The organism is Streptomyces sp. NBC_01551, assembly GCF_026339935.1.
Lineage (GTDB): Bacteria > Actinomycetota > Actinomycetes > Streptomycetales > Streptomycetaceae > Streptomyces.
In genome coordinates, this window is sequence record NZ_JAPEPX010000018.1 from 1 (window position 1) to 1243 (window position 1243).

At 73.9% G+C, this 1243-nt stretch carries 1 protein-coding gene; it reads right to left on the bottom strand.

Going from position 1 to position 1243, the window contains the following annotated elements; all coding sequences use genetic code 11:
* The coding region (locus tag OG982_RS30870; RefSeq protein WP_266950280.1) for a beta-ketoacyl reductase at nucleotides 1–1243 on the bottom strand (1243 nt) is incomplete at both ends.

Genomic DNA, 1243 nt, shown 5'->3' on the forward strand with positions numbered 1-1243 from the left:
AGACGACGCTCGCCGCGTTGCCGGTGCCGAGGAATCCCTCGCTGCCGTCGGGGGCGGCGAGGATGACGTCGAGGTAGTCCTGCCCGTTGGTGCCGGTGAAGACGCCGATCCGCTCGCCCCGCACGGTGGCGGGGTCGATGCCGGCCCGTTCGAAGGCTTCCCAGGAGGTTTCCAGCAGCAGTCGCTGCTGCGGGTCCATGGCGAGGGCCTCGCGAGGCGAGATCCCGAAGAACCCGGGGTCGAAGCGGGTGGCGTCGGCGAGGAAGCCGCCCTCGCGGACGTAGGTGGTGTTCTCGGTGACGGACTCCGGGTCGTACAGCCCGTCGAGGTCCCAGCCGCGGTCCGTCGGGAATCCGGCGATCGCGTCGCGGCCGGTCACGAGCAGCTGCCACAGCTCTTCGGGGGTGCTCACGCCGCCGGGGAAGCGGCAGCTCATGGCGACGATCGCGATGGGGTCGTCGTCGGTGGCGGTACGGGTGCCCGCGCCGGCGCCCGCACCCGTGGCGAGGGCCTGGTCGGCGGCGGGCTGTGCGCCGAGGAGTTCGTCCTGGAGGAACGCGGCCAGGGAAAGGGAGTTGGGGTAGTCGAAGATCAGCGTCGCGGGCAGGCGCAGCCCGGTCCGGGAGGCGAGGAGGTTGCGGATCTCCACCGCGGAGAGGGAGTCGAAGCCGAGGTCCCGGAAGGCGATGGCCGGGTCGACGGATCCGGGGCCCGGGTAGCCGAGTACGGCGGCCACCTGGGTACGGACGAACTCCACGGTGAGCGCGTCGCGTTCGCCCGCCGGTGCGTGGGCGAGCCGGCGGGCGAACGTGTCGGCGCTCTCGGCGGCCTGGTCGGGCGCGTCGGCGGCGAGGGCGTTCGCGGCCTCGGGGAGGTCGGCGATCAGCGGGCAGGGGCGTACGGCGGTGAGGCCGGGTGCCAGGCGCTCCCAGTCGATGTCGGCGACGACCGAGGCGGTCTCGTCGAGGGTGAGCGCCGTGTGCATGGCGGACAGGGCGAGTTCGGGGGCCAGGCCGGGGAGTCCGGCGAGGCGAAGGCGCTCGGCGGCGAGTTCGTCGGTGGCCATGCCCGCTTCGGCCCAGGCGCCCCAGGAAATCACGGTGGCGGGCAGGCCGTCGGCGCGGCGCTGTTCGGCGAGGGCGTCGAGGGAGGCGTTCGCGGCGGCGTAGTTGGCCTGTCCGGAGGCGCCGAAGGCGGCGGCGAGGGAGGAGAACAGGACGAACGCGCGGAGGTCGAGGTCGCG